This is a genomic window from Aristophania sp. ESL1100, assembly GCF_058511235.1.
The window spans coordinates 1,443,997-1,463,767 of sequence record NZ_CP196394.1 but is presented as its reverse complement, the minus strand read 5'-3'; the positions used below and the strand labels follow the sequence as shown (position 1 = coordinate 1,463,767).

Below are 19,771 nucleotides of genomic sequence, written 5' to 3'. Positions count from 1 at the left end.
CTCACTCTTTATGTAACAGGGTCTTAAGGCGTTCTTTTTCTTCGTCACTTAATGCCTGAATGTCTGTTTCAGGCCGTCTCCAGAGACGCCAGGCTGCGAACGAGCCTATTATAAAAGCTAAGGCTGGCATAAACCAGAGTAATGCTGTTTGTAGGTTGAAAACAGGCCGCAGACGGATGAAATCACCGTAACGTTGTGTCATCCATTCCATAATCTGCTGATCGGATTGCCCTTTTTTGACCTGCTCACGTACGATGCGACGTAAATCCCGTGCAAGGTCGGCACTGCTATCCTCGATACTTTCATTCTGGCAGACAAGACACCGTAATTGGGAGCCCAGATGTTCGGCTCTCTGCTCCAGAGCGGGATCACTCAGTTTTTCCTGCGGACTGTCCAGCGCTATCGCTCTTAAAGGGAGAGTGAAAAGGAGGAGGATCAAGAGAAGGCGTTTCATCCTTTAGCCGCTTGCGCTAGAAGTGGGCGGACTTCCCGCTGGAAAGTTTCCTTATTCAGGGCGGCACTGGCGTGCCAGACGATTTTCCCTCCCGGGAAGATCAGAAAGCTTTCCGGCACGCCTGTAACGCCCCATTCAATGCCAGCAGTTCCTTGTGGATCCTGTCCAATGCGTTGATAGGGGGCGCCATTGCGCTGAATAAAGGCCCCAGCGCGCTCTGCCTTATCTTTATAAACAATACCCCATATCGCAACTTCTGACGCAACAGTCTTCAGAAAGGGCATTTCCAGAACGCAGGGGACGCACCAGGAAGCCATAAAATTAATAAGAACAGGCGAAGTCTGAGCGCGAAGATCTGCTGATGAAAATCCCTCTCTGAGCCCGTTCAGTCCTTCAAGGGAAGGGAAATCTGGTAGTTTCCGGTCAAGGATAGGGGTATCGATCGCGTGGGGATCAAACTGCCCGGTTTTCATATTTTTCAGCATTTCTCCAAAGCCAATCCCGATGGCGGCAGTGCCCAGTACCGGTAAAGCTGTAAGGAGGTGACGGCGTGTCAAAGCCATAAATAATTTTATCCTGCTGGTTCGGTTGTGACCTGAAGATGTTTTTGACGTTCTTTTAAACGATGCTTGGCGCCTTTATGGAAACGTCTATGTGTTAGGGTGATAAACCCACCCAGCGCCATGAATAACCCGCCCAACCATATCCATGGAGCAAGGGGGTTGTTATGCAGGCGGAGAATATAGCTTGTTTGGGGCCCGTCTTCGTGAATATCGCCCAATACGGCGTAAAGGTCTCTCATGAGATTTGTATGAATGGAGACGTACATCGTGCTTTGGTTCTGCTGGGCAAAATAGCGTTTTTCAGGATGCATGACCGCTACGATATGGTCCTTCCGGCGTACAATGATGTCAGCCCTTTTAGCGGTATAATTTCGTGCAAACACGTCATGCACGTCCTGGAGCTGCCAGTCATAGCCAGCGAGAGAAAAATGCTCCCCTTTATGCGCTTCCACAACAGTCTGTTGGGCAGCGGACATACCGCATAATCCCAGAATGGTAATAGCAACGCCACAATGAGACAGCACACTCCCGATGAGAAAGCGCGGAACATGCCATAAGGATGTCAGAGCTTTGCGACGGTACCAGAAATCACCAAGGCTGGCAGCAATCACCCAGAAGGCCAATCCAGCACAGAGAGAGGCCAGAAGGCTATGAAGCTGGAAGAGAGAAAGAACAAATCCGGCAACACCAATGATAAACGGCAGTCTGAGGCGTTTGAGCAGAGGGAGCAGCTTGGCATGTTTCCAGGAAAGACCAAGGCCAAATCCCATTACGATGAGGAGCGGAATGGTCAGAGGAATGGTTGTGGCATCAAAAAAGGGTTTCCCGACGGAGAGGGTTTGCCCGAAGAGAAGCTGCATGAAGGGCGGATACATTGTACCGGTCAGTACGACCGCACAAAGTGAACAAAGCAGGATATTATTAACGACCAGAGCGCTCTCCCGGGAGATGGGGGCAAAAAAACCGCTCCCTGCCGAGAGAGAAGGAGCTCGCCAGGCAAAAAGAATCAGGCTGCCACCAGTGATAATTCCCAGAAGAGAGAGGATGAAAATCCCTCGGGCGGGGTCGTTGGCAAAAGCATGTACAGAGTTCAGAATTCCCGAGCGGACCAGAAATGTCCCGGAAAGTGAAAAGGAGAAACAGCAAAGAGCCAGGAAAACCGTCCATATCTTGAGCGATTCACGTTTCTCCACCACCAGGGCAGAATGAAGCAGGGCTGTACTGCTGAGCCAGGGGATGAGAGAGGCATTTTCCACCGGGTCCCAGAACCAGTATCCTCCCCATCCCAGGACGTAATAGGACCACCATGACCCCATGGTGATTCCACAGGTGAGGAAAGCCCATGCTGCGACCGTCCAGTTACGAACCCACCAGCCCCATAGGGCATTGACGTGCCCCTCCCATAAAGCAGCAACGCCGAAAGCAAAAGGTACTGCAAACCCCACGTAGCCTGTATAGAGAATGGGAGGGTGAAAAGCCAAGCCGGGGTCCTGCAAAAGAGGGTTCATCCCCGCTCCATCAATTGGAGGAGGAAAAAGGCGGCTGAAAGGGTTTGACGTCAAAATACAGAAAAGTCCAAACCCGGTGGAAATAGCGCCTAATATGGATAAGACACGTGCCCGAAGTGTGGCAGGAAGTTTGACCTTGCCGCGGCGGCCGGTAAAGGCAACAGCCATGCCGCACAGTCCCAAAATCAGCAACCAGAGAAGGATGGAGCCTTCATGATTACCCCATACGCCGGTGATTTTATAGAGAAGCGGCTTGCTGATGGCGGAGTTTTCAGCAATGTTCCGGACGGAAAAATCATCGCGCAGCGCAGCGGATATGAGGCAGATAAAACTATAGAGCAGCGCCAATGCCTGGCTGACGGCAAAGGCTGAAGCCATGTTGATCAGACGAAGACGGTGAGAATGCAGCCCCCATGCGGGGATAAGACACTGCCAGAAAGCAATGACGATGCTGAGAGCCAGTGCAAATAAACCATTTTCCGGACCAAATAGCTCAAGCATTATAACTTACCCGTTGTTGAAGGATGAGGTTTGGTGGCAGGTTCCGTCATTTTGTCCCAACTTGCTGCGTCAGGGGGAGGGCCGAACCTTGGGTCCCATTTCCCGCTTTTTTTCAAAGCAGCAGCGACCTCTTTAGGCATGTATGTTTCATCATGCTTGGCGAGGACGGTCTCTGCATTGAAGGAACCATCCTGATCCATATGTCCCAGGGTAACCACACTTTGTCCTTCACGGAAAAGATCAGGCAAAATCCCACTATAATGGACTGTGACAGCTGCCTGTCCATCGGTTACATCAAACAGGGTAAGGGGGTGCTGGCCAATGGTTGTTTTATGGACACTCCCTGCAACAACCATTCCCCCCAGGCGAAATTGCCTCGAAACCGCAGGAGGGTGGTTCTTTACCTGTGAAGGGGCCATGAAAAACATGATCGAGCTGGAAAAGGCTCTCAACATTAAAAAAGAGGCAGCAGAAAGACATAATGCGCAGGCAATGACGATCCAGAGCCTTCTGGTCTTGCGTGAGGTGGAGGAGAGGGCCGCCATTATGAAACCTCCCCGCGCGTAATGAGAGAGAACTCCGCCTCATCATCAGATTGTGCCCCGAGGGACTGCTCTATGGAACGCAGGCGGTTTTGGGAACGTCTGAAGCGTATAAAGGCTGTCACGGCCAGGATGGTACAGCACAGACAGACCAGCATATAACTGACAATGACGTAGCTCCAGCTATGAAGCAGACTATGCAGATCGTTCATATAGTGGCTTCCCTGGCCAGTAATCTCTGAAAACGCCGTTCATTGATCCGCGCGCACATACGCGCAAAAATCAAGGCGAGCGTGCAGAGTGTAAAGCCTAATGTGCAGAGGAGCAAAGGAAGAAGGATACTTAATGAAATCGTCGGAGCATTACTGAGGGTCAGGCTGGCAGGCTGGTGGAGGGTGTTCCACCATTTGACGCTGAATTTAATAATGGGCAGGTCAACAGCACCGATCAAGGCCAGTATTGCAGCGGCCTTCTGCCCTCTATTGGGATCATCAAAGGCACGCATAAGGGTGATATGACCAAGATAAAGAAAGAAAAGGATCAGCATTGAAGTCAGGCGGGCGTCCCAGACCCACCAGGTCCCCCAGGTAGGTTTGCCCCATAAAGAGCCCGTTATCAGGCAGAGTGCTGTTGCGCAGGCTCCCACCGGGCCAATTTCCAGCGCAGCAATGTCAGCAATGGGATGGCGCCAGACCAGCGATATGACACCGCAGACGGCCAGAGAGGCATAACAGGCGGTGCCGAGCCACGCCATGGGAACATGGAGATACATGATCCGTACGGTCTCTCCCTGTTGCCAGTCGGCAGGAGAGAAAAACAGGCCGTCACAAAGTCCTGTAAGGAGAATAACCAGCCCTAATCCCGCAAAATAGGCGATACAGGGGCGTGCAACGCGGTAAAAAGCACCAGGATTGGCAAAACGATGGAAAAAAGAAGGTTGTTTCTTCACAGGGTCTCGGGATCTGTTTTCTGAAATGTTTTTACACATTTAGGCGAACTTCTCTAAACTGCAAAGAAACTTTAGGCGTTACAAAACCATTAGTAGTACAAAAAATGGTTATCAGGGAAAACATTGCAATGAGACATTACTGGTTGATCAAGTCTGAGCCTTCTTCCTTCTCCTGGGATGAGCAGGTTAAAAATGACGTGGAACCGTGGACAGGGGTGCGTAATTATCAGGCACGCAATAATCTGGCCGCTATGAAAAAAGGAGATCTGGCCCTTTTTTACCATTCTGTGACGCAAAAAGCTATTGTTGGCGTTGTGGAGATCGTCCGTGAAGCCTACCAGGATCCGACTTCCGAAGATGAGCGCTGGGTCTGCGTGGACGTCCGGGCAAAAGGAGGCTTTGCCAGAAATGTTACTCTCGCTGAAATTAAGGCCGATCCCGAGCTTTCTGAAATGGCTCTGTTAAAACAGTCCCGTCTTTCAGTCGCTCCGGTAACGGAAAAAGAGTTTGTTCATCTGACACGATCAGGAGCGTGGAAAGAGCGGGCGTAATAGCCTCTATTTTTTCGTGATCTTTGCCTTGAAGTCCGGTAAACTGGCTGCGCTGTAAAGGAGATTTATTTCATGGCGCCCCAAAGCACTTCCGGTCACAATGAGCAACTTCCCAGCACGACGCTTAATTTCAAGCCAATGGATGCGGAGACGCTTGAGCAGCTTCGCCAGGTCCTTTCTGAAGTGGAAGCGGGAAAAGGAGTCCTGATAAGGCTGGCTGATCTTATGGGGGGCGCCGTCGGGCAAGCCGCAAAAATGGGGATGCAGGGGCTTTCCCTCGTTCCGGGATTGCAGGAAAAAATACAGAAAATCTCCGAGTTTTCGCTTAATCAGGCTTTTAATATTGCCGTTCTGGGCATGAAGAAAAAAGAAAATCGCCCGCGTTCCCCTGTAAAGGAGAATCTGGCTCAGGCTGTCGTGGCTGTGTCAGGGGCAATGGGGGGCTTTGGTGGTGTGCTCAGTATGGGCCCTGATATTGGCCTGACGACTCTTGCCATTATGCGTGAAATTGCCTCCATTGCCGTGGAAAATGGTGAAGATCTTTCTGATGAAGATACCAGAAGGGCCTGTCTGGAAGTGTTTGCGCTTTCGTCCATCGTGACTGGCAATAAAGAGAAAAACGAAAAAGAACTGGGTTTCTTTGCAGCGCGTGCCCTTATGAGAGGGCAGCCTCTGGTGCTGCTTATGGCAGAAGTTGCCGGACATTATGGAATAGGGCTGTCACGCCAGTTTGCTGCGAAGATGGTGCCTGTGGCCGGTGCTCTTTGCGGGGCGTCTCTTAATACGGCGTTCCTGGCCCATTATCGTGCGGTTGCGCGGGCTCATTTCACCATTCGCAGGCTGGAGCGCACTTATGGTTCTTCCGTTCAGGAAGCGGCAGAACATTATCACGGGGAAGGGGACGTGGCCTGAAAAGGGCTATAAATCCCCGATATTTTTGCCGTATTTGCGGTCAAGATAATATTCGAACAAGCCTGACAGAACGATAAAAACGATCCAGATCACTTCCAGAATTTTCATCAAAGGGGAAAGCTGGGGGAAAAAGTAATGTACAGCGGCCGTAATCAAAAGCACGATGACATAGACATAGGTCTGAGGTACGTGGAACATGCCTGTGATCTTTCGGCAAGGAAGTGAGTTTTCTAATTATAACGTATTTGTCGGAAACTGCCAGAATGGTGTGCACCAGTTCGGTTTTTCGTAAAGATTTGCAGCATAAAGCCGGAGTTATTATGATAGCTTCTGATGGATATTACACCTGAAATTTTATTATCAGCTTATGCTCAGGGCCTTTTTCCAATGGCCCCGGACAGAGACAGTGAAGAGCTGGATTGGTACAAGCCGGAAAAGAGGGGGATTATCCCTCTTCATGATCCTTATATCCCCCGGCGCTTACTCAGGACTGTTCTTTCTGGTCGGTATAATGTCTGCACAGATAATAATTTTGATGAAATGATTGAAGCCTGTTCCCGCCCGCTTCCCGGGCGAGAGGAAACATGGATTAGCCCCAAAATCAGGGAATTGTACGGACAGTTACATAAAATGGGCTTTGCGCATTCTGTTGAGGTGCGTGACCAGAAGGGAAATCTTGCCGGGGGGCTCTATGGCGTGGCCCTTGGTGGTGCTTTTTTCGGGGAAAGCATGGTATCGTTTGAACGCGATACATCAAAGATTGCACTGGTTCATCTCATTGCAGCGTTGCGCAAGGGAGGGTATCATCTCCTTGATACACAATTCATAACACCTCATTTGGCAAAGTTGGGTGGGATTGAAATTGATTCAGTTCATTACCAGACCCTGTTAACACAGGCATTGAAGAAAGAAGCATTCTGGCCCGATGATATCAGTCTGACGGGTCTAGGAACATTCATCGGGGATTTACGTCACCTGACCATTAGGAAGCAGAAAGAATTACTATGAATTTTTATAAGACTGTTTTGCAGGGTGGCGTGGGAGTGGCCTTCTCCCTGATGTTCCTGAATCCTGTCATGGCGGACTCTTCTGCCCCTCAGGAAGCTCTTCCCTCTCTGGACCATCCCAGGCTTTCTCCTGAACGTGACGTGGTTGTGACGTATCGTTTCCAGACAAATGAGCGTCCCGCAACGGCCAATGATGTTAATGAGGTGAGTGTTTCTTTTGCGTCTTCAGGGGACCGGTTACGGATTGATCCGGCCAATCACAAGACCGCTACCATTCTGGACCGTCCTGCCCAGAAAGTAACACTGATCAATATGGAAACGAAAACCTACGCCCAGCTGATGCCCATGCATGGATTGCGCAATCCATTTCTGCTGGATTTGAGTATGACCTATAAAGCAGCCGACCATAAGACAATTGCAGGTCATTCATGCCAGAACTGGCTGATCAGCAGTGCTGAAGGAAAAGCGCAGGCATGCGTTACTGATGACGGCATTATCCTCTCGGAAGAAGGGGTGGATGCAGATGGAATTAGCGGCCATCTTGAAGCAATTGCTGTTGATTATCATGATCTTCCTGCCACAGAATTTAACCCTCCCGCTGATTTTAAAAAGCTGATGCCACGGTTCAGGAACCAGAAAGGGGCAGAAAATCCGGTTCCCGGAACCGTCATTCCGGAAGCGAATGCACCGGCAGAGGCACCCCCGTCCGCTCCTCCTTCGGGTGATATGCAGCCGCCACCAGCTGACGTACCGTCAGAACAGGATGAGCAGGATAAAACGCAGCCAAGTCTTCCTAATGATTCCGCTACGGATGGAAGTGTGACCCATGCTGATCAGCCGGGAGCTCAATAATGACAAAGCTTTCTTTACAGAAGGGGGACCAGGCCCCAACATTTGAGCTGCCGTCTTTCGGCCCGCAGGGTGAAAAGACGTGTAACAGCCTTTCCCTGAAGGGACAGGTTTATCTGATTTATTTTTATCCTAAAGCCATGACGCCAGGCTGCACGACACAGGCCTGTGCCCTGCGTGATGCTTTGCCCGAACTTCATGGCCTGAATGGGCTTTCATTGCCTGTGTTCGGCGTCAGCCCGGACCCTGTCAAAAGACTGGCGCGTTTTTACGAAAAAGAGGGACTGAATTTTACACTCCTATCGGATGAAGATCATACCCTGTCAGAGGCCTATGGCGTGTGGGTGTCGAAATCCATGTATGGGCGCACTTATATGGGGATCGAAAGAAGCGCCTTTTTGATTGATGGGGATGGAAAGGTCATAGAGGCCAAATATAAAATTCGCCCTGCAGAACAGGTTGAGTGGGTGCAGGCGGCCCTGGCAGGGCTGAAGGGGTAATTGGCTTTGAGCGGGGTGGACCATGATTCTTCCACTTCGGTCACCCTGAAACAGGGGCGCTTCCGGCGTTTTGCGAAATCTGTTCTAAAAGTCCTTTTGGCAAGTGTGGGTGGGATGCTGATCCTGCTCATGGTCGCTGCAAGTGTGTTCTTATGGCGCCTTTCACGGGGGCCCCTTGATGTTACGGCTCTGTCTCATTACCTGGGGCCTGTTACAATTTATAAAAATCCCCAGAATAGTCAGAAAAATATTGCGCTCACATGGGCGGGCCTTTCTGTACAGTGGCTTCCAGGAAAACACACTGAGCCTTCGGCTCTGGATATTGACGCGCGGGATCTAAAAACTGTCTCAGGAAGCGGGCAGGTTTTCGATCATGTGTCTGACGTGCATTTTGCACTTGATCTCTCGTCTCTCTGGCATGGTTCTATCAAAGTTTTACGAGCCCACGCAGAAGATGGCGCCATCGGTCTGGTTCAGAGGGGAAAGGCCTATTGGGCGGTCGGGGGAACTCTTCCACTGGGGCAGAAAGAGCCTCCTTCTTCAGGAGTGCTATCGTTTGATTTTTCCGCTTTTCCCAGGCTTGATATAAACCATATAAAGGTCGTGCTTGCTAAAGAAGTCCCGGAATATGCAGAACTGGTTTTGACTCTTTCAAAACTGTCCGTTCTCTATCGCAGGGATAGTGGTTGGGAAGGGCAGTCAGCGTTCTCTCTGGACCAAAATCTGAAAGCGGCCCCTCTTGCCGATAAGCACGTTGATTTTACACTTTCTGTTCACCCCGATGGGGCGGGTAAGACAAAATGGTCAGCACATTCGTCATTTTTGAAGCCCGGCGATTATAAAAACTGGATTCCAGGCGCCGCTCAGACCCTTTCCACCTTTGACTTTCCGGTTTCGCTGGAAGGATCTGGCCTTGTTCTGCGCCGGAAGATGGCTGGTGAATGGCAGGATTTTACGCTTCATCTTCTGACAGGAGAAGGGCTCTACCGGCAGAGTAGGGCAGCCCCCTTAAATGTTAAACAGGCAGATTTCACGTTTTATGGGCAGAAGCAGGAAAAAGGCGGAATTGCTGTAAAGGTGAAGAAGGGGGCCTTGCTTTTGTATGATGATGCCAGGCAGGAAGCCCGTTTTTCCTTCACAGGACATATGGAAGCCGATGATCTTTTATCGCCCCGGACGATAAAGATCATTTTTGCCTTTAAGGTGCCGAAACTTGATTTTGCACATCTTCCATCCGTCTGGCCAATAGATGTGGCAAAAGGTGGTCGCCGCTGGATGGGGGCCAATATGACGTCTGGCACAGCTGAGAATTTTACACTTAAAGTAACCTTAGAGAGCAAAACGGGTTGGGATGACCTCAATGATACCAATCTTGAGGGTGACGTCTGGGGTCATGACCTGACCGTCTATTGGCTGAAGCCATTGCCACCGGTCAAACATGTTGAAGCTTACGGGCATTTCCTTTCTGCGGATGCTATGAAGATTGATCTGAAGAAAGGGTTTATGGAGGTTGAAGGCAAGAGGGGAATTGCCGTTCCTGAAGGGACTGTTTTACTGACCGGGTTAGCCAAGCCGGACCAGATGGGCGATATAAGGCTTGATCTGAAAGGTGATGTGAAGGATTTCCTGACCGTTCTGGTTCACCCTCGTCTGCATCTTCTTTCGCGCTACCCCATATCACTAACGCACGTAAAGGGCATAATGGAGGGGAAGCTTGGGGTCGTTCTGCCGCTTGATGCCAATGTGTTGATGTCAGAAATAGGATTTGACAGTCAGGCTCATTTCAGAAATGTCGGATTTTATCATAAAATGACAGGCCCTGTCAGTGAAGGACAAGGCGCCTTTCATGTCACGAGCGATGAAATTTCTACGGACGTAAAGGCAAAAATCCGGCAGATTCCTCTGAGCTTTTCCTTTTGGGATTCCTTTAGGAAAAAGCCCCTTGGCGAGGTGAATCGTTCCGTTAAGGCGAAAGCCAGTATTGACCGGGCAGGTTTGAAATCATTCGGTATCACGATTCCTTCCGGAATGATGAACGGCACCATCATTGCCAAAGCAGGATATGACCAGAAAGAAATTGCTGAAAAGAAACAACAGGCAGATCTTAATCTTTCCCTGAATTTGACGCCGGCTGCCTTTAACGCGACAGTCTGGAAAAAGCCGAAAGAGGCACCAGCTTATATTCTGGCGCACGCCCAGTGGCTTAATGGCAGGCTCCATGCTCTTGATTCGCTGAAAGGGGAAGGCCCGGAGCTGGCGATTAAAGGGACGGGACTGGTTACAAATGGTGAGGTTACAGGCTTGAGGGTCAACCCGCTTTATATCGGGCGTAATAAGGGAAATCTGACGGTTAACTGGCCTGGCTCTCATAGTGTCAGACCGGATTATAAAGTTTTTTTTGAGGGAGATTCTCTTGATGTTTCGCCTCTCTTGAAGCTGGACGAGCCTCATAAAAAAGATACCAGAAAAAAAAGGAAAACAGGCCCGTTATTGACGCCGATTACGCTTCCCCAAGGGAATTGGGCTGTCGCTCTGAAAACCCATAAACTCTATTACAGGGATCAGAGAGCCTTTACGTCCGTTCTGGCTGGTGCACACTGGTCCCGAAAATCTCTCCAGGAGGCGCATATAACCCTGGTGCGCCCATATAGATTTAATCTGGCTATGGGACATAAACCTCTTGGCCCGGGGGAGAAATCCTTTTCTCTCTATGCTCAGAATCTGGGAGCGATTTTGGCTGACTTTAATGTCGTGAAAAGGCTTGAAGGGGGCCATTTTTCCATAAAGGGATATTTTGCCCCAAAAGGGAAAAAGGACAGTAAGGAAACGGCTCTGGGGCTTGGATTGGGGACCTTTTATGGCCGAGCTGAATTAGATGATATCGCTTTGATTCATCCGCCTGTATTTTTAAAACTGGCGACCCTGTTGACGCCTTCAGAGTGGCGGCAGGTAGGGACGGACCGTTTGGGGCATATCAAGGCATCGGTTGACTTCAAGATGGATGACAGACATTTTGAGTTCCAGAAGGGCCAGTTAGGAAACGCCGTATTGGGTGGACGTTTCAGAGGCACGATCACTATGCTCGATCGTCATTTTGACATGTTGGGAACGGTATCGCCTTTTTTCTCCTATAAAAATCCTTCTCAACACCCTCTGGTAACGAGGCAATCGGAAGACCTTAAAAAATCATTTAGCCTTATAAGCCTGACTTATAAAATTGACGGCACAATAGATGATCCCCATCTTAAGGTTTGTCCGTTTTCCAGTTTTTCACCCGCCCCCTGAATTTTTTATTTGAAAGTTTTTGCATGTCCCAAGCGGAGAACGATCTTTTCGGCCTCTCGGATGTTTCCGCCTCTTCGCCTGAAACCTCTGGACGTATGGCCAATAAGCGCTCAGTGATGCCGAGACACCAGCCCCTGGCAGACAGGATACGCCCACAAACCCTTGAGGAAGTCAGCGGGCAGGGTCATTTACTGGGGCAGGATGGAACATTAAGCCGCATGTTTGAAAGCGGCTCTCTGCCCAGCCTTATTCTATGGGGTGGCCCGGGCTGTGGAAAAACGACGATTGCCCGTTTGCTGGCCGAGCGCGCAAATCTCTATTTCGCACAGATCTCTGCTGTATTTTCCAATGTTTCTGAGCTGAGAAAAGCCTTTGATGAGGCTGATCGCAGGCAGGAGGCAACAGGGAAAGGCACTCTGCTTTTTGTTGATGAGATCCATCGTTTCAACCGCGCCCAGCAGGATAGTTTCCTCCCCTTTGTAGAGAGGGGAACAGTGGTTCTTGTGGGCGCTACGACTGAAAATCCGTCCTTCTCGCTGAATGCGGCTTTATTATCGCGCTGTCAGGTTCTGGTTCTGAACCGCCTTGATGCGCAGGCCCTTGAAGAGCTTCTGAAAAGGGCAGAAGGCAACATCGGACGTTCTTTGCCCTTAACGCCGGAAGCGCGGCAGTCTCTTTGTGCCATGGCCGATGGGGACGGGCGTTATCTTCTTAACATGGCTGAACAGATTTTTGCCCAGACGGCCAAAAGAGCAGAAGAGCCGCCCTTGGGCACCTCGGAACTGGCACGTATGTTAACTCGTCGGCCGGTTTTATATGACCGTGATCGTGATGAGCATTATAACCTGATTTCCGCTTTGCATAAGTCATTACGGGGTAGTGACCCCGATGCGGCTCTTTACTGGTTTGCGCGTATGCTGGAAGGGGGGGAGGACCCTCGCTACATTGCGCGCCGTCTGGTTCGTTTCGCCAGTGAGGATGTTGGCGAGGCCGATCCAACATCCCTCCCGCTCGCACAGGCCGCCGCAACAGCTTATGAAAGGCTTGGTTCGCCAGAGGGAGAACTGGCTCTGGCACAGCTTGTGGTGCATCTTGCCGTCGCATCGAAATCTAATGCGGTTTACGTGGCCTATAATGAGGCACGTCGTCTGGCAAAGAAAACCGGAAGCCTCATTCCGCCCGCTCATATTCGCAATGCGCCAACAAAATTGATGAAAGAGCTTGGTTATGGGAAGGATTACGCCTATGACCATAATGAAGAAGACGCATTTTCAGGGCAGAATTACTTCCCTGACGGAATGGAGCGAGTCACGCTATACCGTCCGACCAATCGTGGCTTTGAAGAAAGAATACAAAAACGCCTGGATTTCCTGGCTCAGAAACGAGCATCCCGTTCCTCATGACTGTTCAAAATCTTATTGTTACTGAAGATGAATCCGACCTGCGGCTTGATCGCTGGTTCCGTCGCCATTACCCCAATCTGACGCAAGGTGCTGTGCAGAAACTCTGCCGTAAAGGGCAGATCCGTGTGGATGGTGGCCGCGTCCAGGCGAATCAGCGCCTTTATCCCGGGCAGAAGATCCGTGTCCCTCCTTTGCCTGATGTGAGCCAGCCAGCACCCCCTCCACCATTGGACCCGATGGTGCTGAAACGTCTTGAATCCATGGTTCTTTATCAGGACGATCAGTTGATCGTGCTCAATAAACCTTCAGGTCTGGCAACGCAGGGTGGTCCCGGTATTACGGAACATGTGGACCAGATGATTGAGGCGTTTCGTCCGCCAGGCGGGGACCGTCCCAGACTGGTGCACAGGCTGGACCGTGATACGTCGGGTGTGTTGCTGCTGGCACGTACGCCAGGGGTGGCTGCAAAGCTGGCGGCCTCTTTCCGTACAAGAGAGGTGGAAAAGACCTATTGGGCTGTTGTTGTCGGACGGCCGAGCCCGACTGAAGGTATTATTGACCAGCCATTGGCCAAGGTGGGTGCTGGCGGTGCCGCCTTGATTGTCCCTGCCCAGCGAGGCGATGAAGATGCGGTCTCTGCCAAAAGCTCTTACGAACTGATCGATTGTGCAGGCCGGAAATTCAGCTGGCTCAAGCTTTCTCCTCTGACGGGGCGAACGCACCAGCTTCGTGTCCATTGTGAGAGTTTGAAAACACCGATTGTCGGCGATCCTCGCTATGGTGGGAAAGCGGCCCATCCGGAAGGATTTCCTGATCGGCTTCATCTGCATGCAAGGCAATTGGAGTTCCCCCATCCAAAGGGTGGGACCTTGCGGGTGACGGCGCCATTACCGCCGCATATGGTGGAAAGTTTCAAGTCATTGGGTTTCGAAGCGGGTAGAACAGAGGCTCCTAAAAGGACGCGCTAGGAAAGAAAGAGAGTAAGGCTGGATGAAAAAGATTCTCGCAGGTTTTGTTGCCGTAATACTCCTCTTTGTTGCGGTGACGGTTGGCTCTTATTTTCTGCTTGACCAGAAGGTGATCCGGCAACAGGTCGTGCAGGCGGTCAAACAGCAAAGCAATCTTGACCTGAAAATGTCTCGAGCGTCCTTTCAGCTCCTGCCATGGCCCTCATTTCATGCTGAAGAGTTAACTCTTGCGCGCCCGGATTGTAAGCCTTTTATAACCGCCCATTCAGCGCATGCAGATATTGCGTTCCTGCCATTATTCCACCGTGAAATCGCTTTGCAGGATTTTACAGTGGAAAACGGAAAAGCCTCTTTTCAAGAAGGTGACGATCAAAGCTGCATGGCGTGGGGAACGGATTTGTTCTCCAAAAAACAGGACAAGCCCGTTTCTGGCCAAAAGAGCGATCCTTCATCTTCAGCGCATTCTCCCTGGAGCGTCAGTTTTAAAAATTTCAGGATTAAAGACACGATTCTTGAATGGAGTGGAAAAGAAGGAGCTCTGTCTTCCACGCAGAACAGACTTTCTATAGAGCATTTCGTTCTGAGTGATTTGAAAACAAATAATCCGAAACTGGATTTTAAAGGGGCATGGGGGAGCGATCATCTATCCCTTCAAGGTCGCCTGGGCCCCATCCATGAGCTTCTGGTGCCAACATCTCGCCCATGGGTGTTCAGCCTTGGTGTGACGCTCGGTGAAAAAAGCGGAAATGACCAGCTTACCGCCGATGGCGTCATTAAGGATATTGGAGATGGTGGTAAGGCAACCATAACCCTTCAGGGTCATAGTGATACGCTTCAGGATTGGAAAAATCTCTTCCCCCAGGCTGCTTTGCCTGACGCCCGTAATCTGGAAGGGAAAGTCACGCTTGAGATCGGTGATGATATTTCAGCGCCGCTTTTCTTACTATGGGGGCATAAAGTCCTGCCTACGGCCGTTACCCTTCATATAGGGGAGGTGAGGAATGTTTTTTCCTCACAAAGTCAGCCTGCCAGCATGAAGGATGTGGCATTAACAGCAACAGGGTCCACAGCTCCTATGAAAATAGAAGGTTTGTTGGAGGCTGGATCGCAACCATGGCATTTTATGGGGGATTCCGGGACGTTAAGCCAGCTGGCAGCTCTCCGAGGCGGAGAGGAAGGCGCTTCCTTACCGCTTGACGTAAAGATCAGGCAGAGCAAAGCGGGTCAGGTTGCTGATCAGGACAATCAGACACAATTTCAGATACAGGGACAGCTTGGTCAGCAATCCAGCCATGTGACCGTGACAGGAAGTGGTGGGCAGTTCCAGATTCCTGGCAAAAATTTCCTGCCAGCCTTCTGGAATGGCTTGTTATCAGAGAGTTCATTGCGTGATTTTACATTTCAGACCGATGTAACGTCCGGTCCTCTTTCAGAAGAGGGAAAGCTTGAGACTCTCTCTTTTGATAAGACGCAGATTAAAAGCAGTTCTTTAAATGGCGAGGGGACGCTCGCTCTTTCCCGTCTGACTCAGTCAATTCCGCGCTTTGTGGCGCATTTTCACTTTGATCGTTTGGATGGAAACCAGTTTTTATCTTCCTCAGATGAGAAAAAGACGCGCGCGAAAGAAAGTGGAACAACTGACAATACAGCCTTTCCAGATAATCTGATTGCTTTATCGAAAAAGTGGGATGGTCTGGTTGATTTGAAGCTGGATCACTTCATGTTAGGAGATCTGACCTATCGTGATCTGTCTTTTTACGGGCTGATGGGAGATGGGAAACTTACAATTGATCCCCTTTCAGCCCAGCTTGATGATATTCCGCTCAAAGCCTCTTTCTCTCTGGGGCAAAGTGATGGGAAATCCTACCTTCAGTTAGACGCCCAATCATTACAATTACCGGCGCCTCTTTTGTTAAAGCTGGCTCATCAGAAGGAATTTCTGGAAGGGAACATTCAGTTTGACGGGCAGCTTTCAGCAGAGGGACGCAACCGGACTGAACTTGTGAATTCCCTTAAAGGATCTCTGGGCATTTCCATGACAAAGGGACGGATTCAAAAATCAGTCTTAATGCCATTGGTCGGGCCTGCAGCCGGTTTGCTGAAACTGGGCAAATCGAGTCTGAAATTGCGGTGCCTTGCCGGGAAGTTTGATTTTCATTCTGCCCAGGCAGAGATTGTAACACTGGCCATGGAAGCAAAACATTATGCCTTGGCAGGAAAAGGTCAGATCAATCTGCCCGATCAGACTCTTGATATGCTTCTTTTCCCTCATATTGAGCTGGCAGATAATGAAGTTTCGACCCCTCTTCAGGTTACAGGCTCATTAAATGATCCACGGCTTGTTCCAGCGCGCAATGAGCAGGGTTATTACCAGATGAATATCGGAGGTTCTTCCGACCGAGATTCCTGTGCAGAAGCCGTTCAGGCGGCCCGTGGAGGGCATAATGGGCCCGTTCTGGAGAAAAAGGAAAAGCATGAAAGTAAAGTCGGGGGCATTTTGAAGTCTCTGGGGATTGGAGGGAAGTTCTGATGGCTGCATTACCAAAATGTTTCTGGAAAAAGGTCACGCTTGAGCAAGGGGGAGAGGGGCTTTATGGCCCTGTTCTGGATGGCAGAGCTGTACGGTTGACGGGGGGAGAGAAACTTCTGGTTCGCTCGCTTCCTTTGGCAGAGGCTCTGGTGGAAGAGTGGGCTGCTTTCAGTCCCGGGCAGGAAATCAGCCCGGATAAAATTCCTCTGACACGAATTGTCGGAAGCCAGATTGAGCAGATCGCCCCTTACCTGGCTGAAACGCAGGAGGCTCTGTTTGTTTTTGGTCTGGATGAAGCATTGTGTTACCCAAGCCCGGCCCAGGACCCGGAGATTGCTGAGCGTATCAAGGACTGGATGCTCGAGCAGGGAGAAGCGTTTATTCTGCCACAAGCAACTGATTTAACGCCTATTGAGCATAAGGAACGTTACAAACAGGCTTTAAAGCATCTTATACAAAAGCAATCTGTCGAGCGTCTGACGGCCTTGCGCATCATGGCTCCCCTGCTTAGCAGCTTCTGGCTTCCCTTTGCCCTGACATCAGGTGTCATGACACCGGAAGAAGGGTTCGCCTTCAGCTATGCCGATGAATATAACCAGCTTGAGGAATGGGGCGATGATGCAGAATTTTCAACCTCACTGGAACGCAAACAGCAGGAACTTCTGGACGTTATGCGCTACTGGAATCTGGTACAGTCTGTGGTGTGAGGATGATGAATAGACACCGTGTCTCTATCATTTCAGGATGAAACGATATGTTCCCTTTTCCTGAAAAAGGCGTTCTGGATGGCCTTTACGTTCGATTGGAGCCCCTGGATGCCGTAAAGCATAGTCAGACGTTATTTGAGATGTCGGTCGCGCCAGGGAAAGAGGAACGCTTTCGATATTTGTTTGATGAGCCCCCTCAAAATCTCGAAGAGCAGCGTTTATGGACCCGGAATGCTTCAACCCATTCTGATCCTTTATTTTTTGCTGTGATTGATAAAAAGACGAGACGAGCAGAGGGGAGGCAGGCCTTGATGCGGATTGACCCTTCTAATGGTGTTATGGAAATCGGAAATATTTTATGGGGCCCCGCGATCGCGCGCACAAATGTCGCAACGGAAGCCTTTTTCCTGATGGCCGATTACGTGTTTAAGCTGGGCTATCGTCGGCTTGAATGGAAGTGCGACAGCCTCAATCACCCTTCCAGAAAAGCGGCAGAGCGTTTTGGTTTTACGTTTGAAGGACTGTTTCGCCAGCACATGATTGTGAAAGGTCGAAACAGGGATACGACGTGGTTTTCGATTATTGATAGTGAATGGCCAAGGCTGAGGCAAGGTTATCAGCAATGGCTGAGCCCGGCTAATTTTGATGAAACCGGAACTCAGATTCATCAACTGAAATTTTTTCAAATGAGTGATTTATAATTGAAATTAAAATCCCGGTCTCAGGAGAGAGACCGGGATCAATAAAAATGACTTTTCCTGTAGGAGACGCTATTCAGCGTCATCCGGGACCATAATGCTGACGGCAGCTGTTGCCGCAATGCCTTCTTCCCGCCCTGTAAAGCCGAGTTTTTCAGTTGTGGTGGCTTTGACAGAAATACGTGATAGGGGTACTTTCAGTAAATCAGCCAGGCGCTCCCTCATAGCTTGAGCGTGAGGGCCGATTTTGGGGCGTTCACAAATAAGCGTAATGTCGGCATTGACCAGAAAGCCCCCTTTCTGACGGATAAGATCGCCCGCATGGATTAAAAAACGTGCTGAATCCATATCGCGCCATTGATTGTCACTGGGTGGGAAATGACGGCCGATATCACCTTCAGCCAAAGCCCCATAAATTGCGTCGCAGAGCGTATGAATGCCTACGTCTGCGTCTGAATGACCGGCCAGTCCTTTCTCATAGGGAACGTCTATTCCGCAGAGAATGAGTTTGCGCCCTTCGGCAAAAGCGTGAACGTCATAGCCTAGCCCTACTCGTGGCACTAACGTCTGAGAAGTGTGTGTCATAATACGTTCCAGTCTGATAAGGTCTTCAGCGACAGTCAGTTTAATATTGTCTTCTGATCCTTGTACTATGGCTACGTGATGGCCTTCAAGTTCAAGCAATGCCGCATCATCTGTTCTGGCATCGCGATGCCTCTGATGGAGATCGAGCAGGAGCGGGAAGGAAAAACCCTGAGGAGTCTGGGCGCGCCAGAGATTTTCGCGCGAGACAGTATCAATGATGATCCCATCTGAAACTTTTTTGAGCGTATCACTGACTGGAACCGCCGGAATAACGCCTTCATGAGTCTCAAGGGCTTTCAAGGTGGCAAGGATTACAGCCTCTGGAACGAAAGGCCTTGCTCCGTCATGAACCAATACAAGATCAGGCGGTTCGGGCAGGCTGGCAAGGGCCTCAAGCCCGTTACGCACACTGTCATGCCGCTCATCACCACCGTCAATGGCAGGCAGAAGATCAAGCCCTTCTAAAGCCTTATTGAGTAAGGGATCTCCTCCGACGGGTTGGATCACGTCCACATAGGGCAAAAGTGCCAATGCCGCATGGCGAATAACGGGGAGACCCCTTAAAAGCTGAAATTGCTTGCTGATAGCGGTGTCATTGGATGAACCAGCTGCAAAGCGCCGGCCTTTCCCTGCAGCCAGAAGCAAGGCAGCAACACGTTTTTTGCGGGAGGGGGAAGAGGGTGCCAAGCCTGGCTCTCCTTGAGTTGTTAGTGCACCAGTCTGTTCTGATAGGGGCTATCAAGACTGAACATGGGAATCGTCACTTCAAAAAAATGATCTTCATCAACGAGGCGGGCATGATAAATGCCGGACATAAAACCCGACGATGTTTTAAGCTCTGTGCCGGAGGTATATTCGAAATGCTCATGGGGGGCGATCACAGGAAGCTGGCCGCCAATGCCCTCATTATAAGTGCGGATTTCGTTACCGGAACTGTCAAAAATGCTCCAGGTACGCCCCGTAAGCTGAAGGGCCGTTTCACCACCATTTTCGATAACGACGTGATACACCCACGTAAAAACGTGATCTTTCACTTCTGACAGTTCTTCGATCCAGATAGGGCGTACTGTTACCGTAATCTCACCCGTTTGAGCTGTATAGCTGTGCGGAGCGATCACGGACGTAGCGTCAGTCGTATCAAATTCACCTGGGTCGGTAAATTCCACAGTCCGGTCAAACATAATCTTCCCTCACGTGGATGTCAGACGGGCCTTTCCCTTGTCGGAAAAGGCCTTTCATAGAGGCTGGCCCCTTTTTTA

At 50.3% G+C, this 19,771-nt stretch carries 20 protein-coding genes; 11 read left to right on the top strand and 9 right to left on the bottom strand.

What is annotated here, in order from left to right:
• Position 1: 1 nt before the first annotated feature.
• Genes ACSYSY_RS06800 through ACSYSY_RS06775 form a run of 6 tightly spaced genes read right to left on the bottom strand, consistent with a single transcriptional unit; the run spans position 2 to position 4,556 of the window.
• Positions 2-454: a cytochrome c-type biogenesis protein gene (locus ACSYSY_RS06800; RefSeq protein ID WP_491706819.1), complete on the bottom strand. Its 453-nt coding sequence runs from the start codon at positions 452-454 to the stop codon at positions 2-4.
• Complete coding sequence (locus ACSYSY_RS06795) at positions 451-1,017, bottom strand: redoxin family protein (protein WP_491706818.1); 567 nt, start codon at positions 1,015-1,017, stop codon at positions 451-453. The genes ACSYSY_RS06800 and ACSYSY_RS06795 overlap by 4 nt, the downstream gene beginning before the upstream one ends.
• An 8-nt stretch (positions 1,018-1,025) precedes the next feature.
• The gene (locus ACSYSY_RS06790) at positions 1,026-3,026 is read right to left on the bottom strand and encodes a heme lyase CcmF/NrfE family subunit (RefSeq protein WP_491706817.1); all 2,001 of its coding nucleotides are present in this window, start codon (positions 3,024-3,026) and stop codon (positions 1,026-1,028) included.
• On the bottom strand, positions 3,026-3,571 hold the full coding sequence (ccmE, locus tag ACSYSY_RS06785) for a cytochrome c maturation protein CcmE (RefSeq protein ID WP_491706816.1): 546 nt from the start codon (positions 3,569-3,571) through the stop codon (positions 3,026-3,028). The genes ACSYSY_RS06790 and ccmE overlap by 1 nt, the downstream gene beginning before the upstream one ends.
• Entirely contained in the window at positions 3,571-3,780 is a 210-nt protein-coding gene (locus ACSYSY_RS06780; RefSeq protein ID WP_491706815.1) for a hypothetical protein, read from the bottom strand. The genes ccmE and ACSYSY_RS06780 overlap by 1 nt, the downstream gene beginning before the upstream one ends.
• Positions 3,777-4,556 (bottom strand): heme ABC transporter permease, encoded by a 780-nt coding sequence (locus ACSYSY_RS06775; RefSeq protein WP_491706814.1) that lies wholly within the window; start codon positions 4,554-4,556, stop codon positions 3,777-3,779. Before ACSYSY_RS06775 ends, ACSYSY_RS06780 begins: the two co-directional genes overlap by 4 nt.
• Positions 4,557-4,645: 89 nt before the next feature.
• Here ACSYSY_RS06775 and ACSYSY_RS06770 point away from each other — a divergent pair, with 89 nt between their 5' ends.
• Together ACSYSY_RS06770 and ACSYSY_RS06765 are read left to right on the top strand one after the other, a co-directional pair.
• Positions 4,646-5,068 (top strand): EVE domain-containing protein, encoded by a 423-nt coding sequence (locus ACSYSY_RS06770; RefSeq protein WP_491706813.1) that lies wholly within the window; start codon positions 4,646-4,648, stop codon positions 5,066-5,068.
• Between the two features lie 72 nt (positions 5,069-5,140).
• Complete coding sequence (locus ACSYSY_RS06765) at positions 5,141-5,980, top strand: EcsC family protein (RefSeq protein ID WP_491706812.1); 840 nt, start codon at positions 5,141-5,143, stop codon at positions 5,978-5,980.
• A gap of 6 nt (positions 5,981-5,986) precedes the next feature.
• Here ACSYSY_RS06765 and ACSYSY_RS06760 read toward each other — a convergent pair whose 3' ends face one another.
• Positions 5,987-6,178: a hypothetical protein gene (locus ACSYSY_RS06760; RefSeq protein WP_491706811.1), complete on the bottom strand. Its 192-nt coding sequence runs from the start codon at positions 6,176-6,178 to the stop codon at positions 5,987-5,989.
• A 135-nt stretch (positions 6,179-6,313) separates the two neighbouring features.
• On the opposite strand from ACSYSY_RS06760, the gene aat reads away from it, so the two are divergent.
• From aat to ACSYSY_RS06715, 9 genes are read left to right on the top strand one after another with little or no spacing between them, the layout of a single operon-like run.
• A complete protein-coding gene (gene aat / locus ACSYSY_RS06755) occupies positions 6,314-6,988 on the top strand; it encodes a leucyl/phenylalanyl-tRNA--protein transferase (protein ID WP_491706810.1) in 675 nt (224 codons plus the stop codon).
• A complete protein-coding gene (locus ACSYSY_RS06750) occupies positions 6,985-7,839 on the top strand; it encodes a hypothetical protein (protein WP_491706809.1) in 855 nt (284 codons plus the stop codon). Before aat ends, ACSYSY_RS06750 begins: the two co-directional genes overlap by 4 nt.
• Positions 7,839-8,336, top strand: a complete 498-nt coding sequence (gene bcp / locus ACSYSY_RS06745) for a thioredoxin-dependent thiol peroxidase (protein ID WP_491706808.1) — start codon at positions 7,839-7,841, stop codon at positions 8,334-8,336. Before ACSYSY_RS06750 ends, bcp begins: the two co-directional genes overlap by 1 nt.
• Before the next feature lie 6 nt (positions 8,337-8,342).
• Positions 8,343-11,621 carry a hypothetical protein gene (locus ACSYSY_RS06740; protein ID WP_491706807.1) on the top strand — a complete coding sequence of 1,093 codons (3,279 nt, stop codon included), beginning with the start codon at positions 8,343-8,345 and terminating at the stop codon, positions 11,619-11,621.
• Between the two features lie 23 nt (positions 11,622-11,644).
• Positions 11,645-13,024 carry a replication-associated recombination protein A gene (locus ACSYSY_RS06735; RefSeq protein ID WP_491706806.1) on the top strand — a complete coding sequence of 460 codons (1,380 nt, stop codon included), beginning with the start codon at positions 11,645-11,647 and terminating at the stop codon, positions 13,022-13,024.
• On the top strand, positions 13,021-13,992 hold the full coding sequence (locus tag ACSYSY_RS06730; protein ID WP_491706805.1) for an RluA family pseudouridine synthase: 972 nt from the start codon (positions 13,021-13,023) through the stop codon (positions 13,990-13,992). Before ACSYSY_RS06735 ends, ACSYSY_RS06730 begins: the two co-directional genes overlap by 4 nt.
• A 22-nt stretch (positions 13,993-14,014) precedes the next feature.
• On the top strand, positions 14,015-16,522 hold the full coding sequence (locus ACSYSY_RS06725; RefSeq protein ID WP_491706804.1) for an AsmA family protein: 2,508 nt from the start codon (positions 14,015-14,017) through the stop codon (positions 16,520-16,522).
• On the top strand, positions 16,522-17,229 hold the full coding sequence (locus tag ACSYSY_RS06720; protein WP_491706803.1) for an ATP12 family protein: 708 nt from the start codon (positions 16,522-16,524) through the stop codon (positions 17,227-17,229). The genes ACSYSY_RS06725 and ACSYSY_RS06720 overlap by 1 nt, the downstream gene beginning before the upstream one ends.
• A gap of 47 nt (positions 17,230-17,276) precedes the next feature.
• Positions 17,277-17,930 (top strand): GNAT family N-acetyltransferase, encoded by a 654-nt coding sequence (locus tag ACSYSY_RS06715; protein ID WP_491706802.1) that lies wholly within the window; start codon positions 17,277-17,279, stop codon positions 17,928-17,930.
• 69 nt (positions 17,931-17,999) lie between these two features.
• On the opposite strand, the gene ispF is transcribed toward ACSYSY_RS06715, so the two are convergent.
• Positions 18,000-19,199: a 2-C-methyl-D-erythritol 2,4-cyclodiphosphate synthase gene (gene ispF / locus ACSYSY_RS06710; protein WP_491706801.1), complete on the bottom strand. Its 1,200-nt coding sequence runs from the start codon at positions 19,197-19,199 to the stop codon at positions 18,000-18,002.
• A gap of 20 nt (positions 19,200-19,219) precedes the next feature.
• Entirely contained in the window at positions 19,220-19,693 is a 474-nt protein-coding gene (gene apaG, locus ACSYSY_RS06705; RefSeq protein WP_491706800.1) for a Co2+/Mg2+ efflux protein ApaG, read from the bottom strand.
• Positions 19,694-19,771: the final 78 nt, after the last annotated feature.